24 protein-coding genes are annotated in these 26,183 nt (G+C 74.1%); 10 read left to right on the forward strand and 14 right to left on the reverse strand.

Annotated features, from left to right (window positions below; genetic code table 11):
• Positions 1 to 196: 196 nt before the first annotated feature.
• From AB0K65_RS30890 to AB0K65_RS30905, 4 genes are all read right to left on the reverse strand, one after another.
• Positions 197 to 451, reverse strand: a complete 255-nt coding sequence (locus AB0K65_RS30890) for a gas vesicle protein GvpG (protein ID WP_365722350.1) — start codon at positions 449 to 451, stop codon at positions 197 to 199.
• 24 nt (positions 452 to 475) lie between these two features.
• Positions 476 to 1,189 carry a GvpL/GvpF family gas vesicle protein gene (locus AB0K65_RS30895; protein ID WP_365722352.1) on the reverse strand — a complete coding sequence of 238 codons (714 nt, stop codon included), beginning with the start codon at positions 1,187 to 1,189 and terminating at the stop codon, positions 476 to 478.
• A 3-nt stretch (positions 1,190 to 1,192) separates the two neighbouring features.
• Positions 1,193 to 1,627 carry a gas vesicle structural protein GvpA gene (locus AB0K65_RS30900; protein WP_365722354.1) on the reverse strand — a complete coding sequence of 145 codons (435 nt, stop codon included), beginning with the start codon at positions 1,625 to 1,627 and terminating at the stop codon, positions 1,193 to 1,195.
• Positions 1,628 to 1,700: 73 nt separating this feature from the next.
• Positions 1,701 to 2,000, reverse strand: a complete 300-nt coding sequence (locus tag AB0K65_RS30905) for a gas vesicle protein (protein ID WP_365722356.1) — start codon at positions 1,998 to 2,000, stop codon at positions 1,701 to 1,703.
• Between the two features lie 427 nt (positions 2,001 to 2,427).
• On the opposite strand from AB0K65_RS30905, the gene AB0K65_RS30910 reads away from it, so the two are divergent.
• Complete coding sequence (locus tag AB0K65_RS30910; protein WP_365722358.1) at positions 2,428 to 4,131, forward strand: amidohydrolase; 1,704 nt, start codon at positions 2,428 to 2,430, stop codon at positions 4,129 to 4,131.
• 31 nt (positions 4,132 to 4,162) lie between these two features.
• On the forward strand, positions 4,163 to 4,924 hold the full coding sequence (locus tag AB0K65_RS30915; protein ID WP_365722359.1) for a LuxR C-terminal-related transcriptional regulator: 762 nt from the start codon (positions 4,163 to 4,165) through the stop codon (positions 4,922 to 4,924).
• A gap of 76 nt (positions 4,925 to 5,000) precedes the next feature.
• Here AB0K65_RS30915 and AB0K65_RS30920 read toward each other — a convergent pair whose 3' ends face one another.
• Genes AB0K65_RS30920 through AB0K65_RS30930 form a run of 3 tightly spaced genes read right to left on the reverse strand, consistent with a single transcriptional unit; the run spans position 5,001 to position 8,906 of the window.
• Positions 5,001 to 7,067 carry an iron ABC transporter permease gene (locus AB0K65_RS30920; protein WP_365722360.1) on the reverse strand — a complete coding sequence of 689 codons (2,067 nt, stop codon included), beginning with the start codon at positions 7,065 to 7,067 and terminating at the stop codon, positions 5,001 to 5,003.
• A 4-nt stretch (positions 7,068 to 7,071) separates the two neighbouring features.
• Entirely contained in the window at positions 7,072 to 8,049 is a 978-nt protein-coding gene (locus AB0K65_RS30925; protein WP_365722361.1) for an iron-siderophore ABC transporter substrate-binding protein, read from the reverse strand.
• Positions 8,046 to 8,906 (reverse strand): ABC transporter ATP-binding protein, encoded by an 861-nt coding sequence (locus AB0K65_RS30930; protein ID WP_365722363.1) that lies wholly within the window; start codon positions 8,904 to 8,906, stop codon positions 8,046 to 8,048. The genes AB0K65_RS30925 and AB0K65_RS30930 overlap by 4 nt, the downstream gene beginning before the upstream one ends.
• A gap of 249 nt (positions 8,907 to 9,155) precedes the next feature.
• Between AB0K65_RS30930 and AB0K65_RS30935 the strand changes: the two genes are divergently transcribed.
• From AB0K65_RS30935 to AB0K65_RS30960, 6 genes are all read left to right on the forward strand, one after another.
• On the forward strand, positions 9,156 to 9,878 hold the full coding sequence (locus tag AB0K65_RS30935) for a DUF2470 domain-containing protein (protein ID WP_365722365.1): 723 nt from the start codon (positions 9,156 to 9,158) through the stop codon (positions 9,876 to 9,878).
• A gap of 295 nt (positions 9,879 to 10,173) precedes the next feature.
• On the forward strand, positions 10,174 to 10,845 hold the full coding sequence (locus tag AB0K65_RS30940; protein ID WP_365722367.1) for an isochorismatase family protein: 672 nt from the start codon (positions 10,174 to 10,176) through the stop codon (positions 10,843 to 10,845).
• A 116-nt stretch (positions 10,846 to 10,961) separates the two neighbouring features.
• Positions 10,962 to 11,999, forward strand: a complete 1,038-nt coding sequence (gene argC, locus AB0K65_RS30945) for an N-acetyl-gamma-glutamyl-phosphate reductase (RefSeq protein WP_365722369.1) — start codon at positions 10,962 to 10,964, stop codon at positions 11,997 to 11,999.
• On the forward strand, positions 11,996 to 13,147 hold the full coding sequence (argJ, locus tag AB0K65_RS30950; RefSeq protein WP_365722371.1) for a bifunctional glutamate N-acetyltransferase/amino-acid acetyltransferase ArgJ: 1,152 nt from the start codon (positions 11,996 to 11,998) through the stop codon (positions 13,145 to 13,147). Before argC ends, argJ begins: the two co-directional genes overlap by 4 nt.
• Positions 13,144 to 14,172: an acetylglutamate kinase gene (argB, locus tag AB0K65_RS30955; protein WP_365722372.1), complete on the forward strand. Its 1,029-nt coding sequence runs from the start codon at positions 13,144 to 13,146 to the stop codon at positions 14,170 to 14,172. The genes argJ and argB overlap by 4 nt, the downstream gene beginning before the upstream one ends.
• Positions 14,169 to 15,389: an acetylornithine transaminase gene (locus tag AB0K65_RS30960; RefSeq protein WP_365722373.1), complete on the forward strand. Its 1,221-nt coding sequence runs from the start codon at positions 14,169 to 14,171 to the stop codon at positions 15,387 to 15,389. The genes argB and AB0K65_RS30960 overlap by 4 nt, the downstream gene beginning before the upstream one ends.
• A 316-nt stretch (positions 15,390 to 15,705) precedes the next feature.
• Here AB0K65_RS30960 and AB0K65_RS30965 read toward each other — a convergent pair whose 3' ends face one another.
• From AB0K65_RS30965 to AB0K65_RS30995, 7 genes are all read right to left on the reverse strand, one after another.
• Positions 15,706 to 16,209 (reverse strand): GNAT family N-acetyltransferase, encoded by a 504-nt coding sequence (locus tag AB0K65_RS30965; RefSeq protein WP_365722385.1) that lies wholly within the window; start codon positions 16,207 to 16,209, stop codon positions 15,706 to 15,708.
• Between the two features lie 178 nt (positions 16,210 to 16,387).
• Positions 16,388 to 16,996, reverse strand: coding sequence for a 4'-phosphopantetheinyl transferase superfamily protein (locus AB0K65_RS30970; protein WP_365722375.1), 609 nt, complete (start codon positions 16,994 to 16,996; stop codon positions 16,388 to 16,390).
• Between the two features lie 83 nt (positions 16,997 to 17,079).
• Entirely contained in the window at positions 17,080 to 17,301 is a 222-nt protein-coding gene (locus AB0K65_RS30975; RefSeq protein WP_365722377.1) for a hypothetical protein, read from the reverse strand.
• A complete protein-coding gene (locus tag AB0K65_RS30980; protein WP_365722387.1) occupies positions 17,298 to 18,878 on the reverse strand; it encodes an amidohydrolase in 1,581 nt (526 codons plus the stop codon). The genes AB0K65_RS30975 and AB0K65_RS30980 overlap by 4 nt, the downstream gene beginning before the upstream one ends.
• Before the next feature lie 14 nt (positions 18,879 to 18,892).
• The gene (locus AB0K65_RS30985; RefSeq protein ID WP_365722379.1) at positions 18,893 to 19,774 is read right to left on the reverse strand and encodes an ABC transporter ATP-binding protein; all 882 of its coding nucleotides are present in this window, start codon (positions 19,772 to 19,774) and stop codon (positions 18,893 to 18,895) included.
• Entirely contained in the window at positions 19,771 to 20,802 is a 1,032-nt protein-coding gene (locus AB0K65_RS30990; RefSeq protein ID WP_365722389.1) for an iron chelate uptake ABC transporter family permease subunit, read from the reverse strand. The genes AB0K65_RS30985 and AB0K65_RS30990 overlap by 4 nt, the downstream gene beginning before the upstream one ends.
• 104 nt (positions 20,803 to 20,906) lie before the next feature.
• Entirely contained in the window at positions 20,907 to 21,983 is a 1,077-nt protein-coding gene (locus tag AB0K65_RS30995) for an iron chelate uptake ABC transporter family permease subunit (RefSeq protein WP_365722381.1), read from the reverse strand.
• 259 nt (positions 21,984 to 22,242) lie between these two features.
• On the opposite strand from AB0K65_RS30995, the gene AB0K65_RS31000 reads away from it, so the two are divergent.
• Complete coding sequence (locus AB0K65_RS31000; RefSeq protein ID WP_365722383.1) at positions 22,243 to 23,940, forward strand: ABC transporter ATP-binding protein; 1,698 nt, start codon at positions 22,243 to 22,245, stop codon at positions 23,938 to 23,940.
• A 68-nt stretch (positions 23,941 to 24,008) separates the two neighbouring features.
• Positions 24,009 to 25,799, forward strand: coding sequence for an ABC transporter ATP-binding protein (locus AB0K65_RS31005; protein WP_365722391.1), 1,791 nt, complete (start codon positions 24,009 to 24,011; stop codon positions 25,797 to 25,799).
• Positions 25,800 to 26,183: the final 384 nt, after the last annotated feature.

Below are 26,183 nucleotides of genomic sequence, written 5' to 3' on the forward strand. Positions count from 1 at the left end.
AAGCCACGCACAAGCCGGCAACCCAGCTGCATCGCGGAGTGATTGGATTTCAGTCGTGTGCTCTACCGATCCGCCGCGACGCGGGTCGCGGCCGCCGTCCCCCGCCGGGCCGGGCATCGGACCGGCCGGGGGCCGGGCACCGGGCGTCACGGCCGCCGCACCGGGGGCGCGCCGGGCCGGCCGTCCCCGGAGGCGGTCATGAGCCGCCCGCCCGTCGCCGGTACTCCTCGATCTCGTCGAGGCGGTCCAGCAGCTCGTCCTCCCGCCGGTCGAACTCCTCCGCGTCGATGCGGCCTTCGGTCAGCTCCCCGGCGAGTGCGGCCAGCTGCCTGCGTACGGGCTCGGGGTCGTAGTACTCCCGCTCGGCGGCGAGCACCACCTGGTCGAGCACCCAGGCCGTACCGCGCAGGGGGGCCATCGGGAAGGTCAGAACGCCGGTGATGAGCCCCATGGTCGGTACCTCCGTCCCGGACGGTCACACGAAGCTGTACGGCGGGAGCGGACCGGTCAGGGTGAAGGTGTACGCGTCACCCAGGCGGTCGGCCTCCGCGCTCACGGCCTGTACGAAGGCGTCCGCCGAGCCGGCCGGGACGAGGAACGAGACGTTGAGGAAGTGGCTCGATCCCGGTTCGGCCCGGGAGGCCCGGGTCGCTGCCGGGGAGAGCCGCTCCAGGGTCGCCTCGGCCTGGCTGCCGCCGCGGGCGACCACCTCGTTGGCGACCAGCTCTCCCAGCGCGATCCGGTCGTCGTGCGTCGCCGACTCCGAGCGGCTTCGTTCGTTGAGCTCCCGGACCTGCTCGGACTGGGCCATGATCTCGCGCAGCAGGTCCTCCTCGTCGCGGGCCGCCTTGAGGTTGTACTCGACGTGGCCGTCGAGTTCGGCCAGCCGCTGACGGTACGCGTCGGCCTCCCGGCCGAGCACCTCCGCCACCCGTGCGTCGTCGGGGCCGAGAAGTCCGAACCGCATCGGCAGGGTCGCCCCGTCCGACATCAGGGCTTCGAGGACCTGCTCGTGGGCCAGCACGTCACGTCGCTTGGCGCGCAGCCCCTCGGGGGCGTCGCTGACCACCGCGGCCACCGAGTCCGCGGTCACGGCCCGCAGGGGTGACGGCGGTTCGCCGACGCCCTGGAGGTCGTCCAGGCGCAGAGGGTGGTCGGCTGAGGTGATGGCGTATACGTAGGTGGACACCTGCTACTCCTCGCGTCGGGCGGACGAGCGGCTCGACGTGGACTTGCGCGCCGGCTGCTTCCGCGGCTCTTCCTCGGATTCGTCGTTCTTGCTCTTCAGGGAGTCCGTGAACGCCTCGACGGCACCGCTCAGCGCGCCTTTCGACTTTCCCCTGGCTCCGCTCTCGGTCATGTCGCCGACGATGTCGGTGAGCTTCGTGGGAGCCTTGCGGCCCGATTCCAGGTCGAGTCGGTTGCACGCCTCGGCGAACCGCAGATAGGTGTCCACACTGGCGACGACCACACGGACGTCGATCTTGAGGATTTCGATTCCGACCAGGGAGACGCGTACGAACGCGTCGATGACGAGACCCCGGTCGAGAATGAGTTCCAGAACGTCGTAGAGATTTCCCGAGCCGCTTCCGCCGCTCGTTGCGTTGCTCTGCTGGACGAGTGTCACGGTGAAACTCCTTCCGGTGATGCCTGTGGCGGCCGGCCACCCGTGTGGGGGGCGTCGGCGCGCCCGTCCGCCGTCAGCGGCGGTCGATCTGGCCTCGGGCGTAGCGTTTCGTGCGCTCGTAGCCCATGAGCCGGCCCTCGGGGTCGAGAGCGACGTGGTAGGACGCCATGACGCTCATCGTGTCCGGAATCTTTTCGAGTTCGACCACTTCCACGTCGGCGGACCAGCCTTCGTCGGTGGCTTTCACCGAAGAGACCGATCCCGTTTCGCACCCGAGGAGTTCGGAGAGTTGAGCGGAGGCCCGGCGCATTGCCGTGGCGATGTCGACGCGCTCGCCGGTCTTCTTGTCGCCTTCTTTGTCAGTCGTGTTCATGATCCCGCCTGTAGGGCCCGGAAGATCGGCCTGGAGATTCTGTCTCCGTCCGCCGTCTATGGCTGACGTTCGCGTGCCCGGCTGTCCCGAACGTATGCGTGACTCGCGCCGATTCCGCCGAGCGGCCGGGGGTGGAGCCCCTCCGGCCGTGCGCATCCCCGTGCCCGTGGCGGGGGTTGACGGCGACTCGGAGCCGGCCGCCTTGCCGGGGAGACGTACGTCACGCGCGCGGCCCGGCTCGACCGCGGCGCCTCGCATCGGACGCCGCCTTCTCCCTCGTCACCTCGGCCGCGCCCGTATCGGTCGGATGACCGATGTGCGGGGTGGGGCGCCGCGCGCAGAGTTCTTCCGGACCGGCACCCGGGCGGCCGGACGCCGCCCGCACGGCGGGCGCGCACGCCCGCCGCCCTACCGAAAGGACTCCGCAGTGACCACGGACGCGGATCTCGTGTTCCTCGACGGACAGGTACTCACCGTCGACCCCGACTTCACCGTCGCCTCGGCCCTCGCCGTCACGGAGGGGGTCATCAGCGCCGTCGGCGGCCGCGAGGACGTCACGCCGCTCATCGGTCCCTCCACCCGGGTCGTCCGCCTCGGGGGCGCGACGCTGCTCCCCGGCATCAACGACTCCCACCTCCACGGGTGTGCGTTCGGCCTGACGCGGCCGCCGCTGTCGCTCGACGTCGGCCACCCCGCGGTGCGCTCGCTGGCCGAGGTGGCCGTGGCCGTCCGCGAGGCGGCCGGGCGGGTCCCCGCGGGCGAGTGGATCGTCGGCGGCGGCTGGGATCCCGGCTTTCTCGACGAGTGCGTCGCCGATCCCTCCCGGCTGCCCACCCGGCACGACCTCGACGCCGTCAGCCCGGACCACCCGGTCCTGCTGCACTCCTTCTCCGGTCACGCCACCTGGGTCAACTCCCATGCCCTGCGGCTCGCCGGCATCGACCGGGACACCGTCGCCCCGCCGGGGGCGGCCGTCGTCGCCGACGCGGCGGGAGATCCCACCGGGCTCCTGCTGGAGGGAGCGCAGGCCCTCGTCGAGCAGGCGCTCCCCGCCCTCCCACTGGAGACGCGGACCGCCGCGGTGAAGGCGGCCCTGGCCACGCTCGCGGGGCTCGGGATCACCAGTTTCACGGAGCCGGGGCTCGGGCCCGGAGGGGACGGCATCTCACGCGGCACGCTCGGACCGGCCACCCTCGACGTGTACCGGCGGCTGCTGGACGACGGCGAACTGACCGCTCGGGTCGGCGTCCTCCTGCTGCCGGCCGGGATGGCGAGCACCGCCGAGGAGTTCGCGCGGGCCCTGGACTCCCTGGACGTCCCGGATGGCACCGATCCGCGGCTGCTGCGGATCCTGGGCGTCAAGGTCTTCGCCGACGGCATCGTCCCCAACAGGACGGCCTGGATGCACGAGTCGTACGTCGGCGGCGGCTGCGGCTCCCTCTGCGTCGGCGGCGGCACGGACGCCGAACGCGTCGCCGCGATGGGGGCGATGATCCGGCACGCGCACGCGGCCGGGTACCAGCTCGGCGTCCACGTCACCGGTGACCGTGCGATCGACACCGTCGTCGACGCCTTCGCCGCCGCGGTGGCCGAGCATCCGCGCCCCGATCCGCGGCACTACGTCATCCACGGCGACTTCCTGGGCGCGCGCAGCATGAAGGCCCTGGCCGGACTCGGCTTCGGGGTCAACATGAACCCCACGATCAAGTGGACCGTCGCGGACATGGAGGAGGACTTCGTCGGGCCGGAACGGGCGGCCTACGCCTGGCCCTACCGCGACGCCATCGACGCGGGGGTACGGGTGGCCAGCGGCTCCGACGCGCCCGTGACCTTCCCCGACTGGCGTCAGGGTGTCGCCACGATGCTGCTGCGGGAGTCGAAGGGCACCGGCCGGATCAGCGGCCCCGACCAGCGCATCGGGCTCGCGGAGGCGATCCGCACGTACACCGTCGACGCGGCCTGGCAGGACTTCGCCGAGGACTGGAAGGGCTCGCTGGAGGTGGGCAAGGCCGCCGATCTGTGCGTTCTCGCGGGAGCCCTGCTGACGGCCGATCCGCACGACATTCCGGATATGCCCGTCCTTCTCACCGTGATGGGCGGCCGCGTCGTGTACGACGCCATGCCCGTTTGACCCCGGTCGGGCACATGATCATCCTGGTGGCATGACAGCCGAACGGAGCACCGCGGCCGTGCTCGACGCGGCCCTCCGCGTACGCGAGACGGCCAGGAGCGCGGCGGACGGCACCGCCGGAGCCGACGCGGTCCTGGCGGCGCTGGCCGAGGTCATGGAGTACGACCACGCCTCCCTGACCCGGTGGGATCCGCTGCGGCGGCGCCACACCACGCTGGCCGGCGACTACCCGTACGACGCCACGGCGTACATCGAGACGCGTCTCCACGAGGACCCGGTGTTCGCGGTGCTCCGGGAGCCGGGGCGGGGCGGTTTGTGGATGCGGGACGTCCCGCGGCCGCTCCTCGCGGCCTCGCCGGGTTTCCGGGAGGTGCTGCGGCCCCTGGGCGTCGAGGACGGCGTCGCGCAGTGTCTGTTCTCGGCGGACGGCCGGTACGTCGGCATGCTCAACGTCAGCACCCGACGTCCGCGAAGCCCGAGGGACCCGGCACGCGCGGTGGTGACGCTGCTGACGGAGTCGCTCGCCATGGTCACGGACTCGTTCGGCCGCCCCGCGGCGGAGGCGGGGCGGACCGGGGCGTACGCGTGCCCGGGCGGGCTCTCGCCGCGCGAGCGGCAGGTGCTGGCCGAACTCACCGGCGGGCACACCAACCGGGAGATCGCCGCGCGGCTGCACATCACCCCGCGCACGGTCGCCACCCACGTGGAGCACATCCTGGCCAAGCTGGGCCTCCCCAACCGCGCGGCGGCCGCCGCGCGCGCCGCCGCCTGGGGCCTCGAACCGGCTCCGTGAGCGGGTACGAGGCGGGGAGAGCCGACGCGGCGGTCCCGGCTCCCCCGGTGCCGGCCGGGGCCGTCCGGCACGCGCCCTACCGGCGGCTGCGGACGAGCAGGTAGAGGAAGTACGGCGTGCCGATGGCGGCGGTCATGAGGCCCGCGCCGAGCTGGGCCGGGGCGATCACCGTGCGGCCCACCATGTCGGCGACGCAGACGAGCAGCGCGCCGAGGAGCAGGGACACGGGGACGACCCGGTGGTGCTGACGGCCCACCAGGGCGCGGGCGGCGTGCGGGGCGACGAGGCCCACGAAGCCGATCGTGCCGGCGGCGGAGACCGCGGTGGCGCTGAGGAGGACGCTCAGGACGAGGAAGCCGAGGCGCCCCTTCCCGACGTCGAGTCCGAGGAGCCTGGGCGTGTCCTCGTCGAGGGAGACCAGGTCGAGTTCGGTGCGCCGGGCGAAGGCGACGACCACGCCGACGGCGAGGACCCCGGCGAGGGGCACCACGTCGGGGAAGGTCCGGCCGTAGGTGGAGCCGGACAGCCAGGTGAGCGCCTTGGTCGCGTTGAACGGGTCGGTGAGGATGATCAGCAGGCTGACCAGGGCGGCCGTCGCGGTGGCCGCGCCGAAGCCGATGAGGACGAGCCGGTTCTGCCGGAAGCCGCCCCGGGCGGCGAGCCCGAAGACGATCGTGGCGGTGATCGCGGCGCCCGCGAACGCCGCGCCCGCCACGCTCCACGGCGAGGCCAGGGGGACCGTGGTCACCAGGAGGACGGCGCCGAGCGCCGCGCCGCCGGTGACGCCGAGGATGTTGGGTTCCGCGAGCGGGTTGCGCGTGACGGCCTGGACGAGCGTTCCGGCCAGGGCGAGGGCGGCGCCGGCGAGGAGTGCGGCGACGACGCGCGGCACCCGCGTGTCGAGGACGAAGGAGACGGCACGGCCGGCCCTGCCCTGCGTCCAGTTCACGACGTCACCGAGGAGCAGTTTGGTGTCGCCCAGCAGCACGGAGGCGATGGCGACGCCGACGAGCACGGCCACGAGGACGGCCGTGGTGGCGAGGAAGACCGTACGGCTTCTGATACGCAGCCGTTCGGCCGCCGCGGCGCCCGCGGTGTCGCGGACCCGGGTGGCCATGACGATGAGGAAGACGGCGCCGACGAGGCTGGTGACGACGCCGGTGGGTACGGCGACGGCGACGTCCGCGGGGACGAGGAAGCGCAGGAGCACGTCGGAGCCGAGGACGAGGGCGGCGCCGGCGAGGCCGGTGACCGGAAGGCTCGACCGGGTCTTGTGGAACGCGCGGACGCGGCGGGCGAGGGGGCGGACCAGGGCGGGGGCGCACAGGCCGACGAAGCCGATCGGTCCGGCGAGGGTGACGGCCGCCGCGGAGAGCATGGCGGCGAGCACGACCGCCGTCACACGGGTGGCGCGGACCGGGACGCCGAGGCCGCGGGCCGCGTCGTCGCCGAGGGCCAGGGTGTCGACCCGGCGGGCGACGAGGAGGAGCCCGGTCAGGCCGACGAGGCAGACGGGCGCCAACTGCAGCACGCCGTCGAACCCGTTCTGGGCGATGCTGCCCTGGTTCCACTGGTAGAGACCCTCGGTCTCCCGGGGGAACAGCAGGAGCAGGCCCTCGGTGACGGCGGTCAGGCCGAGGGTGAGGGCGCTTCCGGCGAGCACGAGCCGTACGGTGCCCGCGCCCAGGCCCGACAGGCCGAGGACGACGGCCGCCGCGGCGAGTCCGCCGGCGAACGCGACGCCGGCGCCGGCGACCAGCGGGAGCGTGACGCCGGTGACGGCGGCCACTCCGAGGGCCAGATAGGAGCCGGCGTTGACGGCGAGGGTGTCGGGCGAGGCGATGACGTTGCGGCTGACCGCCTGCAGGGCGGCGCCCGCCATGCCGAGGACGGCGCCGACGAGGAGTCCGGCGACCGCCCGGGGCAGTCGGGAGGCTATGACGACGGAGGCGTCGGACGGGTCGGCCCGGCCGGTGAGCGCCTTCCAGACCTCGGGCGCGCCGACGGCGGCCGTGCCCTGGGTGATGTCGACGACCGCGAGGACCGTGACGAGGAGGACGAGGCCGGCCGTCACCGCGGCCGCGCCCGTACGGGACACGGCCGCCGCGGGACGGGTGGCGGGGGTGGTCGCGGTGACGGCCATGGTCCTACTTCGTCAGGGCGGTGACGACCGCGTCGATGTACGTGTTCATGGACTCGGGTCCGCCGAACATCCAGATGCCGTCGGGCAGACGGTGGACGTCGTTCTTCTTCACGAAGGGCAGGGAGGTCCAGACCTTGTCCTTGGCGAGGACGCCGGTGAAGGGGGTGCTGGACGCGTCGCCGTTGTTGCCGATGTAGGCGAACTGCACGTCACCGAGCTTGGTGAGGCCCTCGACGTCGGTGGCGCCGAGGCCGTAGGCCTCGTCGCCCTTGACGGTCCAGGCGTTCTTCAGGCCGAGCTTCTCGCTGACGGCGCCGATGAGCGAGCCGCTCGTGAAGGGGCGGAGCGAGACCTGGTTGGAGACGACGTACCCGTCGGCGAAGGCGTAGCGCGCGCCGCCGAGACCGGCGCCGGCGAGGGCCTTCCTGCCCTCCGCGATCTTCGCCTCGAACTGCTTCTTGAGCTTGGCGGACTGCTCGGTGGTGCCGGTGGCCTGGGCGATGAGGTCGAGGTTCTTCGTCATCCGGCCGATCGGGTCGGCAGCGTCGGCCGCACGGATCTCCAGCACCGGGGCGACCTTGCGGAGCTGCTTGACGGCGGCCGGCGGCAGGTCGGTGGTGGCGACGATGAGGTCGGGAGCCAGGCCGGCGATGGTGTCCATGCTCGGCTCGCCGCGGGTGCCGATGTCCTTGGGCTCGTTCTTCAGCGGGACGGCGGAGGCCCACATCTTGTAGCCCTTGACGTCGGAGACGCCGACGGGGGCGACACCGAGCGAGACGAGGCTCTCGACGACGTTCCACTCGGTCGCGACGACCTTCTTGGCGGGGCCGTCGAGCTCCAGCTTGCCGCCGGAGTCGTCGGTGATCGTGATGCGCTCGGCGGTCTTCTTGGCGTCGCCGTCGGCGGCGGGCTCGGTCGTCCCGCAGGCGGTCATGGTGAGGGCCGCGGCGGTGGCGGCCGCGGTGAGGAGGAGGCGTCTCATGAGGAGGTGCCGAGCCTTTCGCTTCGCGTGTGGTGGCGGCCGATCGCGCGGGTGCGCAGCCGGCCGGTGAGGGTGTCGGTGTCGACTTCGATGCGGATGCCGTAGGTGTCGGTCAGCCGCTCGGCCGTCAGTACGTCGTGGGGGAGGCCGTCGGCGACGATCCGTCCCGACCGGAGCAGGACGATCCGGTCGGCGACGGCCGCGGCCTGGTCGAGGTCGTGCAGGACGGCGCCGACGGCGATGCCGTGGTCGTCCGCCAGGTCCCGTACGAGGTCGAGGAGTTCGACCTGGTAGCGCAGGTCCAGGTAGGTGGTCGGTTCGTCGAGGAGGAGCACGCCGGTCTCCTGGGCGAGGCAGCCGGCCAGCCATACGCGCTGGAGCTGCCCGCCGGACAGGTGCTCGGCGCCGCGTTCGGCGAACTCGGCGACGCCGGTCAGGGCGAGCGCGCGGTCCACCGCGGCGCGGCCGTCCGGGTCCGTCCGGCCCCAGCGGCCCCGGTAGGGGTAGCGGCCGAACTCGACGACGTCGCGTACGGTCAGGCCGCTCGGCGTGGGTCGGCCCTGTGTCAGCAGGGCGACCCGTCGCGAGAACTCACGGGGCGACAGGGCGAGACCGTCCGTGTCGGCGTCGATGACGAGCGTCGCGGTACGAGGCCGCTGAAGGCGCGCGATCGTGCGCAGGAGCGTCGACTTGCCGCTGCCGTTGGGGCCGACGAGGACGGTGACCTCGCCGGGCCGCAGCGTCATCGAGGCGCCGTGGACGACGTCGACGCCGTCGTACGCCACGGTGACGTCCGTGGCGGACAGTTCATGGCCGCGGGGGCGTCCGGCCGCGGATCTCTCTTCACCAGCTTGCACGAGCAGAAGGTTAGCCTAACCTAACCATTTAGCAAAAGGCGGTCCATCGAGGACGCGCGAGGCGCTCACCGACCACTCCACTCCCCTCTGGCCACACCCTTTCCACCACCCCCTCCCCCTCGAGGCCGACGCGGCTCACCGGGATCTGGACGCACGAGCGGACGCAGGTTAGGTTAGCCTTACCTCACTCGGGGCGCCCTGGCGTCTCGACCGGAGCCTCCATCCATCCCCGTCCCGCGAGGAGTTCACGTGAGCGCCGCCCCCGACACCGTCCTGCCCGAGCAGACCGCGGCGGAGCTGGTCCGCTCCGTCCTCGCGCGGGCCGTCTCCCTGTCACTCACCACCGACGGACAGGAGTACGACCTGATCGGCATGCACGCGGTGGGCAGGAAGGGACGGATCACGCTCCGCCCCCCGGCGGACAGCCCGCTGGCGGCACAGATCGCCACGGCGCCCCGCGGAAGCCTCGCCGCCCTCCTGGAGTTCACCGACATCGCACCGACGGCGCTCCGGGACCGCGTACGGGCGAGGGTGACGATCTCCGGCTGGCTCACCCCGGCCGGGCCACAGGAGGACGACGCGCTGCGGCTCGACCTGGCGCGCGTGACCCTGCGGACCCCGGCGGGGACCCGGGAGGCCGGCCTCGACGAGTTCGCCCTCGCCGAACCCGACCCGCTCGCCGTCGAGGAGGCCGCGATGCTGACCCATCTCGCGGACGCGCACGGGGACATGGTGGCGGACCTCGTCGTCCTGGCCGGCTCGCGGCTGCCGCACGGGGTCGTGCGGGCCATGCCCCTCGCGGTGGACCGGCACGGCATCACCCTGCGCTGTGAGTACCGCGAGGGCCACTGCGACCTGCGCCTTCTCTTCCCGGTCACCGCCCGCGACGCGGCCGAGGCGGGAGAACAGGTCCGCCGGCTCCTCACGACGCCTCGCTGCGCGCACCAGGGGCACCCCTCCGCCCGGTCCTGACCCTCGGGTGAACGGGCCGGAGGACGAGCGCCCGCGCGTCCCGCCGCCTCACCGCCCGCACACCGACCCCTCACCTACGACTCGCCGCCGGCCGCGGCCTGCCGTACACGGCCGAGCCGCAGCGCGTTCCCCTTCGTGTCACGTTCCGTCAGACCGCTTCTACGGAAGGGCGGTTGGGCGCGAGACGAGCCGTACGCGATCGACCCACCACCGACCGAACTTAGGTTAGGCTCAGCTAAGAAGTGATCGTGGGGCGCGCATCGCGTTCGCCCTCGTCATCCGGGGAGGAATCACCATGGGTCTGCCGGCCATCGACCCCTACCCCATGCCGCGACCCGGCACGCTTCCCCGCTCCTGCGCCTCCTGGACCATCGACCCCGGCCGCGCCGCGCTCCTGGTCCTCGACATGCAGAACCACTTCGTGGAGCCGTACTCCGCCGGAGGATCGCCGGTCGTGGAGCTGGTCGACAACATCGCCGCCCTGCGCGAACTCGCCGGTGCGCTCGGCCTGCCGGTCGTCTTCAGCGCCGAGCCGGCCGCCCAGCGTCCGGGCCAGCGGGGCCTGGTGGCCGACGTCTGGGGTCCCGGCATAGGGGACGCGGACGGGGCGGCGGCCATCGTCGAGCCGCTCACACCCCGCCCGGGCGAACACGTACTCGCCAATGTGCGCCCCAACGCCTTCCTCCGCAGCCACCTCGGCCGGCTGCTGCGGGAGGAGGGCCGTGACCAGTTGATCGTCTGCGGTGTGTACGCCCACCTCGGCGTCCTGCTGACCGCCGCCGACGCCTTCATGAACGACATCCAGCCCTTCGTCGTCGCCGACGCCGTGGCGGACCTCTCGCCGGAGGAGCACGCCATGGCCCTGCGGTGGGCCGCCCGCAGCGGTGTGGTGTGCACGACGGAGTCCCTGATGCGCGACCTCCTGCTCAACAGGTGGTCGCCGCGCGGCCTCCGCAGGGACGCGTGACCGCACCCCGCGAGCCTGTCCCCGCCCCGGGGCCGGACCGGACGGGCCCGGCGGCGACCCCGTCGCGCCCGCCCCGCGACAGCAGCCCCCACACGTAACGAGAGAGACGGATCGAGATGACCTTGAAGGTCGCGGTGGCCGGTGCCAGCGGCTACGCCGGCGGGGAGATCCTCCGCCTGCTGGTCGAGCACCCCGAGGCCGAGATCGGCGCGGTGACCGCGCACCGCAACGCGGGCCAGGCGCTGGGCTCCGTACAGCCGCATCTGACCGCGCTCGCCGCCCGCGTCCTGACCCCGACCTCGGCGCTCGCCCTGCACGGTCACGACGTGGTGTTCCTGGCCCTGCCGCACGGTCAGTCGGGCGCGCTGGCGGCCGAACTGGACCCCGGCACGCTCGTCGTGGACTGCGGCGCCGACTTCCGGCTACGCGATCCGGCGGCCTGGGAGCGCTTCTACGGCTCCGCACACGCCGGCACCTGGCCCTACGGCCTCCCCGAACTACCCGGCGCACGGGACGAGTTAAGGGGCGCGCGGCGTATCGCCGTGCCGGGCTGCTACCCCACGGCGGTGACGCTCGCGCTGTTCCCCGCCTACGCGGCCCGGCTCGTGGAGCCGGAAGCCGTGGTCGTGGCGGCGAGCGGTACGTCAGGCGCCGGCCGGTCGCTGCGGCAGCAGCTCCTCGGAGCGGAGGTGATGGGCTCCATGAGCCCGTACGGCGTCGGGGGCGGCCACCGGCACACCCCCGAGCTGATCCAGAACCTCTCCGCGGTGGCCGGCGAACACGTCAGGGTCTCCTTCACCCCCACGCTGGCGCCCATGCCCCGGGGCATCCTCGCCACCTGCTCGGCCGCCCTCCGTCCCGAGGCGGCCGCCGCCGGACCGCGGGCCGCGCGCGCGGCCTACGAAGCCGCCTACGCCGACGAGCCGTTCGTCCGTCTGCTGCCGCCCGGCCGGTGGCCCTCGACGGCCGCGGTCCTCGGCTCCAACACCGTCCAGGTGCAGATCGCCCTGGACCAGGACGCCGGCCGGCTCGTCTGCGTGAGCGCCGTCGACAACCTGACGAAGGGCACCGCGGGTGGCGCGGTGCAGAGCATGAACGTCGCCCTCGGCCTGCCGGAACGGCTGGGCCTGCCCACGAATGGAGTGGCTCCGTGAGTGTGACCGCTGCCCGAGGCTTCCTCGCCTGCGGTGTGGCCGCCGGGATCAAGGACTCCGGCGCCCGCGACCTGGCCCTGGTGGTGAACCGTGGGCCGTCCCGCGCCGCCGCCGGAGTCTTCACCTCCAACCGCGTGCAGGCCGCGCCCGTACGCTGGTCCCGGCGCGCCCTCGCGGACGGCCGGATCTCGGCCGTCGTCCTCAACTCCGGCGGCGCCAACGCCTGTACCGGACAGGCCGGCGCCGTGGACGCGCTGCTGACGGCCGAACACACGGCCCGGGTGGTGGACGCGCCCCCCTCCGAGGTCGCGGTCTGCTCCACCGGCCTCATCGGCGTGCGGCTGCCGATGGACCGCCTCATGGCGGGCATCACCGCGGCCGGCGGCCGGCTGTCTCCGGAGGGCGGCCAGGACGCCGCCGTCGCCATCAAGACGACGGACTCGGTGCACAAGACCGCCGTCGCCTCCCGGTCCGGCTGGACGGTGGGCGGGATGGCGAAGGGCGCGGGCATGCTCGCGCCCGGCCTCGCCACCATGCTGGTCGTCCTCACCACCGACGCCGACGTGAGCGCGGCCGGCCTCGACGCGGCGCTGCGGTCGGCGGTGCGCACCACCTTCGACCGGGTGGACTCCGACGGCTGCATGTCCACCAACGACACCGTCCTGCTGCTCGCCTCGGGCGCCTCGGGGGCCGCCCCCGAGCCGGAGGAGTTCGCGGCGGCCGTGCACGCCGTGTGCCTGGACCTGGCACGCCAGCTGGTGGCGGACGCGGAGGGCGCGTCCAAGGAGATCGAGGTGACGGTCGTCGGCGCGGCCACCGAGGACGACGCCGTCGAGGTGGGCCGGTCCGTGGCCCGCAACAACCTCCTCAAATGCGCGCTGCACGGGGAGGACCCGAACTGGGGCCGGGTGCTGTCCGCCATCGGTACGACCTCGGCCGCCTTCGATCCCGACCGCCTGGACGTGGCGATCAACGACGTGTGGGTGTGCCGCAACAGCGCGGCGGGCGAGTCGCGGGACAAGGTCGACCTGTCGGGACGCCTCGTCACGATCACGGTGGACCTCTGCTCCGGCGACTCCTCGGCGGTGATCTGGACCAACGACCTCACCGCCGAGTACGTCCACGAGAACAGCGCGTACAGCTCATGAGCGGCCCGTGGACGACAGGGGCGGGACATCCGCCCCTCGGCCGGCCCGGCGCCGGCGCCGACCGTGCCGCCGAGCCGGCCGCCACCGACCTGCCCTGGCTGGAGGAGCTGCAGGGCCGGACGGTCGTCGTCAAGTTCGGCGGCAACGCCATGGTGGACCCGGCGCTCTACCGGACCTTCGCCCAGGACGTCGTGGAGCTGTGGCACGCGGGCCTGCGACCGGTGGTCGTCCACGGCGGCGGTCCGCAGATCAGCGCCATGCTCGACCGCCTCGGCCTGGAGGTCCGCTTCGAGGCGGGCCTGCGGGTGACGACACCGGAGACCATGGACGTCGTCCGCATGGTGCTGACCGGTTCCGTCCAGCGGGAGCTCGTCGGCGCGCTCAACGCCCACGGCCCCTTCGCCGTCGGCCTGTCGGGTGAGGACGCGCACACCATGACCGCCGTGCGGAGACCCGCGTGGGTGGACGGCAGGCCCGTGGACATCGGCCTCGTCGGCGAGGTCGTCGACGTGGAGCCCCGCACTGTGCGCACCCTGCTCGAGGAGGGCCGGATCCCCGTGATCTCGCCCGTCGCACGGGGCACGGACGGGGCGGTCTACAACGTCAACGCCGATCTCGCGGCCTCCGCGCTGGCCGTGGCCCTCGAAGCGGAGCGGCTGGTGGTGCTGACCGACGTCGAGGGGCTGTACGCGGACTGGCCGCACAGCACCGAGATCATCGAGCGCCTCACGGCCGCGCAGCTGGACGCGATGCTCCCCGGGCTCGCCAGTGGCATGCTCCCGAAGATGGAGGGCTGCCTGCGAGCGGTGCGGGCGGGGGTCCGCAGGGCCCAGGTCATCGACGGCCGGGTGCCGCACGCCCTGCTGCGCGGCGTCTTCGCCGAGAACGGCCCGGGCACGACCGTCGTGCCGGACGCGGCCGCGGTGGCGGTGGGGGCACACGGCCCGGGAGCGGACCGGGACGCCGGCGGGGACCCCGACCGGAGCACGAGCCCGCGGGCCGAGGCCGAGGAGGTCGGCGCGTGAGCGACATCCTCGGGCCGCCGCCCCTCGCCGACCGCTGGCGCGCGGTCATGATGGACACGTACGGCACTCCCCCGCTCGCTCTTGTCCGGGGCGAGGGCGCCACGGTGTGGGACGAGGCCGGGCGCGCCTACACCGACTTCACCGGCGGCATCGCGGTCAACACCCTGGGCCACGCCCATCCCGCCGTCGTCTGCGCCGTCCGGGCGCAGATCGCCCGGCTGGGGCACGTGTCGAACCTCTTCGTCTCCGAACCGCCGGTCGCGCTGGCCGAACGGCTGCTGAGCCTGCTGGGCAGGCCGGGCAGGGTCTTCTTCGCGAACTCCGGTACGGAGGCGGTCGAGGCCGCCTTCAAGATCGCCCGCAGGACCGGGCGGCCGCACCTCGTCGCGGCGGCGGACGGATTCCACGGGCGCACCATGGGAGCGCTGGCCCTCACCGGGCAGCCCGCCAAGCGGGCTCCCTTCCTGCCGCTGCCCGGCGAGGTCACGCACGTCCCGTTCGGCGACGTGGCCGCCCTGCGCGCGGCCGTCACGACGCGGACCGCGGCGGTGGTCCTCGAACCGGTGCAGGGGGAGGCCGGGGTCGTCCCGGCGCCCGAGGGGTACCTGCGCGCCGCCCGGGAGATCACCCGGGCGGCCGGGAGCCTGCTCGTCCTGGACGAAGTGCAGACCGGCGTCGGCCGCACCGGCCACTGGTTCGCGCACCAGGCCGCCGACGGCGTCGAGCCCGATGTCGTCACCCTCGCCAAGGGCCTGGGGGGCGGACTGCCGATCGGGGCCGTGGTCGCCTTCGGCGGGGCCGCCGGCCTGCTGGGCCCCGGCGAGCACGGATCCACCTTCGGCGGTAATCCGGTGGCGTGCGCGGCCGGGCTCGCCGTCCTGGAGACCGTCGAGGCCGAGGGACTCCTCGACCGGGCCGTCCGCGTGGGTGCCCGGCTGCGCCGGGGCGTCGAGGCGCGGGAGGGCGTGGGGGGCGCCCGCGGGCCGGGCCGTGTCGGGGTCGCCGAGGTGCGGGGCGCTGGCCTCCTGCTGGGCGTCGTGCTCACCGCACCGCGCGCGGCCCTCGTCCAACGGGCGGCGCAGGAAGCGGGATTCCTCGTCAACGCGGCCGGCCCGGCCGTCGTCCGGCTGGCGCCGCCCCTGACGGTGACGGAGCGTCAGGTGGACGAGTTGGTGGAGGCGCTGCCGAAGATCCTCGAGGCCGCCGGAGGCGCCTGACCCTTACGGGGCGGCCAGGGACACCCGGACACGGCCTGGGGCGGGCCCGGAAGCCGACGCGGCTTGCGGGCCCGCCCGTCGCGTTGCCTCCGCGCCGCTCTCCGCGGGGCTTGCGGTGCTACGGAAGGGCGCGTGGACCGGGCGGGCGCCGTCGGGTACGCGTGGTCGCCGTCGGCCCCTCGCCCAAGCGCGTGCGCCGGCGAGCGGGCCCCGGCCGTGCGAGACCCCTCACGCTCGCCCGGCGTACGAGGTCGCCCGTCCGTGCCCTCCTCACGGGAGGCTCCGTACCGGCGCCGCGTCCCGTCAGCTCAGCTCCTCACAGGGCGCGGGCGAGCACGCGGGCGTCCCGGCGGGGGTCCAGGGAACGCGCCCAGGCCGTCGGGGCCAGGTTCGGGCAGGCCGGGGCGAATCCGTGCCGGAGGAAGAGGCGGCCGCTGCCGGTCGTCGCGGTGAACAGGGCCCGCAGGGAGTGGCTTCGCGCCCTCGCCACCGCCGCGTGCAGGAGCCGGGCACCCATGCCGCCGCCCTGCCGGTGCGCGACGACGCAGAAGTTGTAGAGGACGCCCGCGGCGCTGCGGCCGGCGGCCGGGTCGGCGGCGTGGAGGCTCAGCCCGAGACACCCTTCGAGGGATCCGTCGGGGGCTTCGGCCACGAGGAAGTCGCCCACCTGGGCGGCGTACTGGGACCGCGAACGCTCACGGAGGGCGCCGGAGCGGGCGAACGGCCCGGACAGCGCGGCGAGCGCGACGGCGTCGCCGGGCCGGGCGGGCCGGACGGTGAACGGGGTGGGGCCGGGCGGGGGCGCGACGCGGGGCGGCAGCGCGGCGGTGCGCGGCGGGGCCGTGATCAAGGCTTTCCTTCCTCGGTTCACCGCGCGACAGGGGAGGTCGGTTCGCCGCGTCACCCCGGTGAAACTCTCACGACTCAGGTTAGCCTCACCTAAGTAAATGACCAAGTCGGCCTCTCCGTACGGCACTTCGACCGGTCGGGCCTCGCCGCTACGCGCGGATCGCGCAGGCCGCCGCGTAGCCGGGGTGGGTGGGCACGTCCGTCACCGACCAGCCCGGTACGTCCGCCGGCACCGGACCCGTACCGACGTAGGTGACGGACAGGTCCTCGCCCAGTCCGATGCCGATCCCCTTGAGGTACGCCTCCTTCCGGGCCCAGCAGCGTCCGACGGCGGCGGGACGGTCCGAGGGCGGCAGGGCCGCCAGTTCGGCACGCTCGTCACGGTGCAGCAGCTGTCCGACCTCCGCGGCCGTCTCCGGCGCGGGCCACTGCTCGACGTCGACACCCACCGGGGTGTCCGCGAAGCCCATCAGGACGGCGTCGCCGGCGTGCGAGAGGGAGAAGTGGAGCGGTACGGGCCCCGGGTCGGCCACGGCCGGGCGGCCGTGCGGTCCACCGCATCCCGGGCACGGCTCGGGCGCGAGGCGCACGCGCGCCGGATCGCGCCGCAGGTAGGCGCCGAGGAGCTGACGGAGCGCCACGTGGGCGACCCGGTAGCGGTCCCGGTCGGCCGCCCGGCGCAGGGACCCGCAGCGGGCGCGCTCGGCGTCGTCGAGGAGCGCGGACAGCGCGTGGGCACGCGTCGCCTCCGCGCTCACGCGCGCGGCCCACAGACGGGGTCCGCACCCGCCCCGCCAGGGCGACGGCAATGGGTCGGAGCCCCAGCGCGCCGGGGCCGTCGCTACCCGCACCGTCGGCCCGGGTAGTCGTCGAACTCCGGCACCCCGGCCCCGCGCATCCGGCGCAGGACCTCCGCGAGGTCGGCGTCGTCCACGTCGTACGGGATGTTGCACTCCTTGTCGAAGACCATGACGTCGCCGCCGCCCGCGTGCCAGATGACCCAGCGCGGCGAGGTCCCGGGGGTCCGCCAGAGGGCCGAGAGCCGGTCCAGGGAGTCGCTCACGGTGTGTGTCCCTCCGTCGCCTCGTGTCCGTCCACGTAGGTCGCCACGACCTCGATGGCGCCGATGCGGGAGGTGTCGACGCGCCGCGGGTCGTCGCCGAGGACGACCAGGTCGGCGCGCTTGCCCGGGCTGAGGCTCCCGGCCGTGTCGTCCCACCGGCAGGCGTACGCTCCGGCGACCGTGTAGGCGCGCAGCGCCTCGTCGACGGTGATGCCCTCCTCGGGGCCGATCAGACGGCCCGAGGTGGAGGCGCGCTCGACCATGAACTGCACGGCCCGCAGCGGTGATCCGTCGGTGACGGGCCGGTCCGAGCTGCCGACGAGCGTGATCCCGTGGTCGAGGAAGCCCCGTCCGCGGTACATCCAGGGCGCCCGCCCGGGTCCCATGATCGTCGCGTAGTCGTCGCCGAAGTAGCGCAGGAAGTTGGGCTGGACCACGGCGCTGAGGCCGAGCCGGGCGAAGCGCGGAAGCTGGTCGGGCCGGATGAGCCCGGCGTGCTCGACGCGGTGGCGGGCGTCGGGGCGGGGCCGCAGCGCCTGCGCCCGCTCCAGGGCGTCCAGGGCGAGGTCGGCGGCGCGGTCGCCGATGGCGTGGACGGCGAGCTGCCATCCGGCGAGGTGCCCGTCCACGATGAGGGAGGCGAGGTGGTCGGGGTCGGCCTGGAGCTGCCCCCGCTGGTCCGTGCCCTCGTACGGCTCGGTGAGGGCGGCGGTACGCGCCATCATGCCGCCGTCGGTGTAGATCTTGAGCGCGCCGACGGACAGCCAGTCGTCACCGAAGCCGGTGCGCAGGCCGAGGTCCAGGCCGCGGGGGATGCCGTCCCGCTCGTGCGCGCCGACCGGGCGCAGGGTGTCGGCGCCGGGCATGAGCTGGACGCGCAGTGGCAGTCGGCCCTGGTCGCGCAGGAGTTGGTAGGCGCCCAGCTCGACGGGGCTGTGGCCGAGCAGGCCGCCGCCGATGCCGGCCTCGGCGCAGGCCGTGATCCCCTCGGAGAGACACCGGCGGCCGGCGTACTCGACGGCGTCGGCGAGCTCCTCCTGGGAGTACGGGAGGCGAAGGCGCCGCACGGCTCCCATCGCGCTCTCCACGAGGACGCCGTCATCGTGCGGCACGTCGGCCGGGAGAAGGTCGAGGACCGCGGTGCTGACCACGCAGGCGTGGCCGGAGGTGTGCATGAGGAACACCTTGCGGCCGTGGGCGACCCGGTCCAGGTCGGCCGCCGTCAGGTGCCGGCCGAGGGCCCGCTGGTCGTAGCCTCCGACGTGGACCCACGCGCCGGGCGCGCTCGAGCGGGAGACCGCCTCCGCCACGACGGCGAGGGCGTCCTCGATCCGCTCGCAGCCGGCGAGGGTCGGGGAGGCGGCCTTCAGGCCGGTCCACGCCAGGTGCACATGGCTGTCGATGAACCCGGGGAGCACCGTGGCGCCCTGGAGGTCGACGACCTCGCGGGCGGGCAGGGAGGTCACGGCCTCGTCGAGGCCGACGATCCGGCCGTGCCAGATGCCCAGGTCGTGGGCGACCGGGTGGTCGGGATCCATGGTGAGGATGCGCGCGTTGGTGATCCTGGTGCACAGCATCATGGGCAGTTCCCCTAGGTCGTTTCAGCGAGCACGGTGCCGGGGGCCGCGGTGGCCCGGGAGCCGTGCGGGCCGGTCTGTGTCCCGTGGCGGCGGGGGGCGGCGGGCACCATGAGCGGGGTGCCGGTCTCGGGGTCGTCGATGATCCGGCACGGCAGTCCGAAGACGTCCTCGACGAGTTCGGCGGTCATGACGGTGGCCGGGTCGCCCTGGGCGGCGATGACGCCGCCGGGTCGCATCACGATGAGGTGGGTGGCGTAGCGGCAGGCCTGGTTGAGGTCGTGCAGGACCGCGACCACGGTGTGTCCCTTGCGGGCGTGCAGGTCGGCGCAGAGGTCGAGCACCTCGACCTGGTGGGCGATGTCGAGGAAGGTGGTGGGCTCGTCGAGCAGCAGGATGGAGGTCTGCTGGGCGAGCACCATGGAGAGCCAGACGCGCTGGCGCTGACCGCCGCTGAGGTCGTCCACCGGGCGGTCGGCGAGTTCGAGGACGCCGGTCTGGCGCATCGCCTCGACCACGGCCGTCTCGTCCTCGGCGGACCACTGCTTCAGGAGGCGCTGGTGCGGGTAGCGGCCGCGGGCCACGAGGTCGCCGACGGTGATGCCGCCGGGCGCGCTGGACGACTGCGGGAGCAGGCCGAGCCGGCGCGCCACCTCCCGTGAGCGGTACGAGGCGATGGCCGCGCCGTCGAGGTAGACCTGGCCGGCCTTGGGCTTGAGCATCCGGGCGAGCGCCGTGAGCAGGGTCGACTTGCCGCAGGCGTTGGGGCCGATGATCACGGTGAAGGAGTGGTCGGGGATGTCGACGCTCAGGGAGGTCGCCACCGTCCGCTGGTCGTAGGAGAGCGTGAGGTCCTCGGCGCGCAGCCGGGGCTGCGGGGGGTTCGTTGCGGTCATGCGCGGCTCTTTCGCGACTCGGTGATCAGCAGCCAGATGAGGTACAGCCCGCCGATGGCGCCCGTCGCCGTGCCCACCGGGAGGAGGGCGGGCGCGAAGGCCCGCTGGACGACGAGGTCGCTCACGGTGAGCAGGACGGCGCCCATGAGGGCGGACGGCAGGAGCGCCGGCGCGGACGAGCGGGTGAGCCGGCGCACCACCTGGGGTGCCGCGAGGGCGATGAACCAGATGGGACCGGTCACGGCGGTGGCGAACGCGGCGAGCGCGACGCTGATGACGAGCAGGGCGGTGCGCGTGCGGGAGACGTGGACCCCGAGTCCCATGGCCGTGGTGTCGCCCATCTCCACCATGGCCAGGCGCCGGGAGAGGAACAGGGCGGGCGGCAGCAGGACGGCGAGGGCGAGCCCGATCGCCTGGGCGTGGACCCACAGCCGGTTCCCGAGGCTGCCGATCAGCCACGCCTGGGCCTCCAGCGCCTCCTGGAAGGTCGCCCGGGTGATCAGGTAGGAGTTGACGGCGAGCAGCAGGGCGCTGACGCCGACGCCGATGACGACGAGGCGGAACCCCTGAAGGCCCCGGCCGATCATGAGGAGGTGGACGGCGAGGGCCGTGGCGAGGCCGCCGACCAGCGCGCCGAACGCGATCTGGGTCATGCTGCCGTGCAGCAGGATGATGACGACCAGCGCGCCCACGGCGGAGCCGTTGGTGAATCCGATGATGTCGGGGCTGCCGAGGGAGTTGCGGGTGAGGCTCTGCAGGATCGCCCCGCTGACGGCGAGGGCGGCGCCGACGAAGACGGCGGTCAGGATGCGGGGCATCCGCAGCGTGTTGACGACGAAGTCGGCGGCTCCCGACCCGTCGCCGGTCAGCGCCTGGAGCACCTCGGCGACGGTGAGCGGGAAGTCGCCGGTGGTCAGGGTGACGCCCACGACGAGCACGAGCGCGGCGAGCAGCAGGGCGGTGACGGTGACGGTGCGGCCCTGGACGCGCAGGGAGACACCGGCGACGCGGACGACCCGGCCGCTGATGACGCGTGGGGCCGGGGTCTCCTCGGACGCCGCTGCCGGGCCGGTGCCGCCGGGGGTGTCACCGGGTGCGGAGGGGCCGGAGGACTTCGCCTCCCGTACGACGCTCACAGCATGACCAGCTTTCGACGGCGGCACAGCGCGATGAACAGGGGCGCGCCGATGAACGCGGTGACGATGCCGACCTGCACCTCGCCCGGGGCGCCGATCACCCGGCCGACGACGTCGGACCCGATGAGCAGGACGGGCGCGAGGAGCGTCGAGTACGCGAACACCCAGCGCTGGTCGGGGCCGACGACGAACCGGGCGATGTGCGGGACGGCCAGGCCGACGAAGCTGATCGGTCCGACCGCGGCGGTGGCGGCCCCGCACAGCAGCATCACGGCGAGGGCCGCCAGCACCCGGGTGCGGCCGATGTTCACGCCCAGGGCGCGCCCCACCTGTTCGCCCATCGCCAGGGCGTTGAGGGACGGGGCCAGGGCGAGCGCGACGACCAGGCCGACGGCGACGAACGGCAGGATCAGGAGGACGATGTCGTCGTACCGGCCCGCGAGCGACCCGACCGTCCAGAAGCGGAACTGGTCGAAGGCCTCCGGGTCGAAGAGCAGCACGCCCCAGTTGAAGGCGTACAGCACGGCGGTGACGGCCGCGCCGGCGACGACGAGCCGGTCGGGGGTGGCCGGTTTCCGTCCGGAGGAGCCGAGGAGGTAGACGCCGACCGACGCGGCGGCCGCCCCGGCGAGCGCGAACCACACGTAGCCGAGGGGCGAGGCCACGCCCACGAAGGCGATGGCGACGACGACTCCGGAGGAGGCGCCCAGGTTCACCCCGAGCAGCCCGGGGTCGGCGAGGGGGTTGCGGGTCAGCGCCTGCATCAGCGCGCCCGACAGCCCGAGGGCGACGCCGACGAGGAGCCCCAGGAGGGTGCGCGGGATGCGGTACTCGTGGACGATGACGGAGGTCTCCGAGCCGTCAGGGCTCCACAGCAGGTCCCAGGTGGAGGCGAAGGGGATGCCTCTGGTCCCGACCCAGACACTGACCAGGCAGACGACGGCCAGCGCGCAGAGCGTCACCAGGAGCCCGGTCCCGCGCAGGGCCACGGCGGCCGGGCGGACCGTGGGCGCGGCGGGGCCGGCAGGACCACCGGTCTCGTTCCCGGACGCCGTCTGGATTTCGACGGACAACGACCACTCCCCTGGCGGTGGTTGGCGCACCCCACGTACGCGAGGCGTCAAACTGGTGCTGCCGGTCGGCGACTTGACGCGATGAACACTGCAACTTAGGTGAGCCTAACCGTACAGTCCTGACGGGTCAACGCGATCGCACGCCTCGCGCGCGGGCTCGCACACCAGTACCCCCGCCCGCTCCCGCACGACCCCTTGGCTCCAAAGGTAATTAAGGTAGCCTTACCTAACCACCCACTCTGTCTCGTGGAGGATCCGCATGCCCGCTGGAGGCCCAACGGGAGGCCACGTCCTCCGCAGAGCGCTCGGCGACCAACGTCGCCGTGTGGGCGGAGCGTCCCTCCTCGCCATGGCCCATCAGGCCTGCGAGGCCCTCGTGCCCGTCGTCATCGGCCTGGTCATCGACGAGGCGGTGGCGACCGGTTCGTCCGGTGCGCTCCTGCGCTGGCTGCTGGTGCTCGCCGTCCTGTTCCTCGTGCTGTCTACGTGCTACCGGATCTCCGCGCGGCTCACCGAGGGCGCGGGCGAGAGCGCGGCGCACCGGATCCGGCAGGACCTCGCCGCCCGGGTGCTCGACCCGCGGGGCGGCGCCGACACCGGCCGGCTGACCGGCGCGCTGACCGCCGTCGCGACCGGCGACGCCCGACGGGTCGGCTCGGTGGCCTCCGCCCTGCCCTACGCGCTGTCCGCGCTGACCGGCCTCGCCATCAGCGCGGTGGCCCTGCTCCGCACCTCCGTCCCGCTCGGTCTGCTCGTGCTCCTCGGCGTCCCGCCCCTGCTGTGGATCGGCCACCTCATCAGCCGCCCGCTCGAACGGCGCAGCGAGGCCGAGCAGGAGCACGCCGCCCACGCGTCCGGTGTCGCCGCCGACCTGGTCGCCGGGCTCCGCGTCCTCAAGGGCATCGGCGCCGAACCGGCGGCCGTCGCCCGCTATCGCGAGACCAGCCGCGGCTCCCTGGCCGCGGCCCTGCGGGCAGCCCACAGCCGCGCGTGGCACGACGGCGCGATCCTCGCCCTGACGGGCGTCTTCATCGCCGTCATCGGCCTGTTCGGCGCCCATCTGGCGATGCGCGGCACGATCACCGTCGGAGAACTGGTGGCCGCGGTCGGCCTCGCGCAGTACCTCCTCGGCCCCTTCCAGCTCCTCACGTACGTCAACGGGGAGTTCGCCCAGGCCCGCGCGTCGGCCGACCGGATCGCCGACGTCCTCGCCTCGCCCCCGGCGGTCGCGGCCGGCACGACCGCCCTCCCCGAGCGGGTCGCCGGACGGCTGCGGCTGCGGGGGGTCACCCACGGCGCCCTGCGGGGCGTGGATCTGGACATCGCCGCCGGCAGCGTCGTCGGTGTGGTCACCAGGGACCCGGCCACCGCGAACGACCTGCTGCTCTGTCTGGGCCGCGAAGCCGACCCCGGAGAAGGGACCGTCGAGCTCGACGGCGTCCCGCTGACCGACCTCCACCCCGGCGAGCTGCGCCGGGCGATCCTGGTCGCCCACCACGACGCCGACCTCTTCGAGGACAGCCTCCTCGCCAACGTACGGGCCGGGGCGGACTCCGACACCGTGGACGTCGGGCCTGCGCTCGCCGCCTCGACGGCGGACGACGTCGCCCAGGCCCTGCCCCAGGGCGTGGACACCGTGCTCACCGAGCGGGGCCGGTCGCTCTCCGGCGGCCAGCGCCAGCGCGTGGCGCTCGCCCGCGCCCTCGCCGCCGACCCCCCGGTCCTGGTCGTCCACGATCCGACCACGGCCGTCGACACGGTCACCGAGGCCCGGATCGCCGCCCGGCTGCGGGAGCTGCGCCGGGGCAGGACGACGGTCCTCGTCACCACCAGCCCCGCCCTGCTCGCCGGAACCGACCTCGTCGTCGTGCTCGACGACGGCGCCGTGACCGCCGAGGGCAGCCACCCCGAGCTGGTCGCCGCCCACGAGACGTACCGCGCGGCGGTGCTGGCATGACGACCGCGCGGGACACCAGCCCCGACCAGGACACGCGGCACCCCGAGGCGAAGGACGAAGGACGGACGATGAGCGGACCCGGCACGCCCGAACGCGAGCTGCTGCCCACCGCCACCGGCGCGCAGACCCTGTCCGTCGTCAGGGAACTGCTGCGCCGCCACCGGCTGCTGTCGGTCGGCGCGGTGACGGTCCTGGTCGTCGGCACCGCCATCGGACTGCTGACCGCCCCGCTGCTCGGGCGCATCGTCGACCTGGTCGTGGACCGGCGCGGCGCGGCCGCGCTCACCGTCCCCATGGTGCTGCTCCTCGTGGTGGCCCTCGCCAGGGGCGTCGCCACCGCCATCGGCAAGTCGCTCGTCGCCCGGCTCGGCGAGACGGTCCTCGCGGACCTGCGGGAGCGGTTCATCGCGCGGGCGCTGCGGCTGCCGCTCGAACGCGTCGAGCGGGCCGGGTCCGGCGACCTGACCTCACGGGTGACCGGCGACGTCACGCTGATCGCGCGCGCGGTGCGCCAGGCCCTGCCCGAGTTCGCGAGCGCCTTCCTCACCATCGCCCTGACCCTGGCGGGACTGACGGTCCTCGACTGGCGCTTCCTGCCGGCGGTGCTGCTGGCCGTGCCGATCCACGTCCTCACCGTGCGCTGGTACATCCCGCGGGCCTCGAAGATCTACGCCGAGCACCGGGTCGCGACCGGCGCCCTGCAGCACCAGCTCCTCGACAGCGTCGGCGGGGTCCGTACCGTACGGGCGTTCCGCCTGACCGACCGGCACACGGACCTGCTGGAGCGGCGGTCCCAGGCGGCCGTCGACCTGGCCGCCGGCGGCATGCGCCTGATCTCCGGCTTCTTCTCCCGCCTGAACGCCGCCGAGTTCGTGGGCATGGCCTCGATCCTGGTCACCGGCTTCCTGCTGGTCGACGCGGGAGCGGTGAGCATCGGGACGGCGACCGCCGCGGCGCTCTACTTCCACGGCCTGTTCAACCCGATCAACGCCGCGCTCTTCCTCATCGACGACGCCCAGTCCGCCGGGGCGAGTCTCGCCCGGCTGGTCGGCGTGTCGAGCCTCCCGGCCGAACGGGAGCCCGAGGCGAAGGCCGCCACGCCGGTCGACGGCTCCGTCAAGGTGTCGGGACTCGGCCACGCGTACGTGGACGGCCACCCGGTCCTGTGCGACGTCGACCTGGAGGTGCGCTCCGGGGAGCGCGTCGCCCTCGTCGGAGCGAGCGGCGCGGGCAAGACCACGCTGGCCAAGCTCATCGCGGGCGTCCACGACCCGGCGGCCGGCGTGATCTCCCTGGGCGGGGTGGACAGCCGGGAGCTGGGCCCCGCCGGGGTCCGCACGGCGGTCACGCTGATCAGCCAGGAGGTCCACGTCTTCGCCGGACCGCTGGCGGAGGACCTGCGGCTGGCCCGGCCGGACGCGACCGACGAGGAGCTGCGCACCGCGCTGGACCACGTCGGCGCCCTGGAGTGGGCCGACGCGCTGCCCGACGGCCTGGCCACCGTCGTGGGCGAGGGCGGGCACCGCCTGACGGTGACCCAGGCCCAGCACCTGGCGCTGGCCCGGCTGGTCCTCACCGACCCGCCCATCGCCATCCTCGACGAGGCGACCGCCGACGCCGGCAGCGCGGGCGCCCGCGTCCTGGAGACCGCCGCCCTGCGCGCCCTGGAGGGCCGCACGGGCCTGATGGTGGCCCACCGGCTCCCCCAGGCCGCCACGGCGGACCGCGTCGTCGTCCTCGACCAGGGCCGCGTCGTCGAGACCGGCACCCACGACGAACTGGTCGCTGCGGGCGGGCGGTACGCCGAGCTGTGGTCGGCCTGGTCCGCGAGCCGCCGGGAGCCGACGGCCGGCACGTGACCCGGCCCCGCCCGACCGGGTGGAACGAAGGGGCCCCGCCGGACGGCGGGGCCCCTTCGCGTGCCCGTTCCGGGGACCGAGCCGCCGGAGACGGGACGGCGTGGGGCGCGGAGGCACGGGCCCGTCGTGAGCCGGGCGCGGAGACGGGCGCTCCCCGGTAGGCGGGCGAGCGGTGCGCACCAAGACCGGTGGAGGGCCGGGCGGGCCCGGCATGCGGGACGGCGTACGCAGGCACGCGCCGGGCCCCGTACCCGGCCACGGCCGGAGACCCGGGTCGGCCGCGTGCGGGAGGCCCGGAACGCCGGACGCCGCCGCCCGGAGAGGGGGTTTGGACGGCATCCTGCGGGCGCATCCGGAGGGTCTGTCGGCGACGGAGTGCGCGGA

The organism is Streptomyces sp. NPDC053755, assembly GCF_040677675.1.
Taxonomy (GTDB): domain Bacteria; phylum Actinomycetota; class Actinomycetes; order Streptomycetales; family Streptomycetaceae; genus Streptomyces.

Excerpts from the sequence above, each read along its gene's own strand:
- AB0K65_RS30980 (WP_365722387.1), bottom strand. The coding sequence starts at position 18,878 with ATGCTGTGCACCAGGATCACCAACGCGCGCATCCTCACCATGGATCCC.
- AB0K65_RS31000 (WP_365722383.1), top strand. The coding sequence starts at position 22,243 with ATGCCCGCTGGAGGCCCAACGGGAGGCCACGTCCTCCGCAGAGCGCTC.
- AB0K65_RS31005 (WP_365722391.1), top strand. The coding sequence starts at position 24,009 with ATGAGCGGACCCGGCACGCCCGAACGCGAGCTGCTGCCCACCGCCACC.
- argC (WP_365722369.1), top strand. The coding sequence starts at position 10,962 with ATGACCTTGAAGGTCGCGGTGGCCGGTGCCAGCGGCTACGCCGGCGGG.
- AB0K65_RS30915 (WP_365722359.1), top strand. The coding sequence starts at position 4,163 with ATGACAGCCGAACGGAGCACCGCGGCCGTGCTCGACGCGGCCCTCCGC.
- AB0K65_RS30925 (WP_365722361.1), bottom strand. The coding sequence starts at position 8,049 with ATGAGACGCCTCCTCCTCACCGCGGCCGCCACCGCCGCGGCCCTCACC.
- AB0K65_RS30905 (WP_365722356.1), bottom strand. The coding sequence starts at position 2,000 with ATGAACACGACTGACAAAGAAGGCGACAAGAAGACCGGCGAGCGCGTC.
- AB0K65_RS30985 (WP_365722379.1), bottom strand. The coding sequence starts at position 19,774 with ATGACCGCAACGAACCCCCCGCAGCCCCGGCTGCGCGCCGAGGACCTC.
- AB0K65_RS30920 (WP_365722360.1), bottom strand. The coding sequence starts at position 7,067 with ATGGCCGTCACCGCGACCACCCCCGCCACCCGTCCCGCGGCGGCCGTG.
- argB (WP_365722372.1), top strand. The coding sequence starts at position 13,144 with ATGAGCGGCCCGTGGACGACAGGGGCGGGACATCCGCCCCTCGGCCGG.
- AB0K65_RS30940 (WP_365722367.1), top strand. The coding sequence starts at position 10,174 with ATGGGTCTGCCGGCCATCGACCCCTACCCCATGCCGCGACCCGGCACG.
- AB0K65_RS30890 (WP_365722350.1), bottom strand. The coding sequence starts at position 451 with ATGGGGCTCATCACCGGCGTTCTGACCTTCCCGATGGCCCCCCTGCGC.